The organism is Methylobacterium variabile (assembly GCF_001043975.1).
Lineage (GTDB): Bacteria > Pseudomonadota > Alphaproteobacteria > Rhizobiales > Beijerinckiaceae > Methylobacterium > Methylobacterium variabile.
In genome coordinates, this window is the sequence record NZ_LABY01000273.1 from 1 (window position 1) to 828 (window position 828).

Annotated in this window: 1 protein-coding gene; it reads right to left on the reverse strand. The window is 75.2% G+C overall.

What is annotated here, in order from left to right:
* Positions 1-122: 122 nt before the first annotated feature.
* Positions 123-828 (reverse strand): ADP-dependent NAD(P)H-hydrate dehydratase (locus VQ02_RS30590; protein ID WP_048448029.1); only part of this gene is annotated, 706 nt, incomplete at its 5' end.

The following is an 828-nucleotide window of genomic DNA, read 5'->3' on the forward strand; positions in this document are numbered from 1 at the left end:
GTCTTATACCCTCGCGCCTTGGCATCGACACGTCGATGCGAAGGCGTCCGGCGCATCAGCGCCGGCGCCCGTTCGGGCTTGCCTTGCGCCTCCGAACGGTTCCGTTCGAAGGCGCGGCGGAATTACGCCGTCCCGAGTCCCTCCAGCAGCTCCCGCAGCACCGCCGGCATCAGCTCCGGCAGGTCCTCCGAGATCAGGCCCGGCCCGTGCCGGCGCGCGGCGGCGGCGTGGAGCCAGACCGCGGCGGCGGCGGCCCAGAAGGGCGCCATCCCCTGGGACAGCAGCCCGCCGATGAGGCCGCACAGCACGTCGCCGCTGCCGGCGGTGCCGAGCCAGGGTGAGCCGTTCGGGTTGATGGCGGCCCGGCCGTCGGGCGCGGCGATCACCGTGTCGGAGCCCTTGAGCACCACGACGGCGCCCAGGAAGGCCGCCGCTGCCCGCGCCCGCGCGAGCTTCGAACCCTCTCCCGGCACCGCCCCCACGCCCTTGAACAGGCGGGCGAACTCGCCCTCGTGCGGGGTCGCGACCGCACCGGACCCGCCCTCCGCGATCATCCGCGCGAGCTCGTCGGCCTTCCCGGAGAAGCTCGTCAGGGCGTCGGCGTCGAGGACGAGGCCGCGACCGGCTTCCGCAGCGACCCGCACGAGGTCGCGGGTCGGCGCCCCGGTGCCGAGGCCGGGCCCGGCGACGATCGCGTTCAGGCGCTCGTCGGTGAGCGTATCGTCGAGGTCGTCGGCCCCGTCGCAGGCGCGCAGCATGATCGCGGTGAGCTGGGCGGCGTTCTCGGGGAGGGCCGGCGTCGGCGACAGCACCGTGACGAGGCCGGCC